A 436-nucleotide genomic window follows, 5' to 3' on the forward strand; every position below is an offset into this window, starting at 1 on the left:
CTAGCTCTATCGTTAGTGCTCAGTACCCTGGCCGTTCAGCCTTCTTGGAAGGTATGGCATCTGAAAGTAAAGGCCTGCCAAATATTCAGGAATTGGAAGAGTTGTGGTTCGCACTGCAAACTGAAATGACTGAGTCTGGCAAGATTGCGCGTTTTGAAACAGACGTAATCAGCCTGGATGGCGGTTCTAGCCGTCAGGAAGTGGTACGTGTTGGTACGTTCAACCTGGTAAGCAAAGAAGGTTATCTGGCCTACAATGCTGAGAAAGGACAGGTTCAACCTTTGGGTCGTCAGCCTGACAGCCACATGGTTAACGATGCATCCAGCTTCATGGACGCGACATCTGGCTTCAATCCATTCTTCGTGGATCCAACTCGCGGTACCATTCTGGGCCTGTTGACTGCTAAGGCAACTTTGTCTGAGCGTTATCATGCAGG

At 49.5% G+C, this 436-nt stretch carries 1 pseudogene; it reads left to right on the top strand.

From position 1 onward, the window contains the following. Positions 1–436, top strand: a pseudogene (locus J0A66_RS21740) (MotA/TolQ/ExbB proton channel family protein); the annotation flags it as partial.

Origin of the sequence: Bowmanella dokdonensis, from assembly GCF_017254865.1 — a bacterium.
Lineage (GTDB): Bacteria > Pseudomonadota > Gammaproteobacteria > Enterobacterales > Alteromonadaceae > Bowmanella > Bowmanella dokdonensis.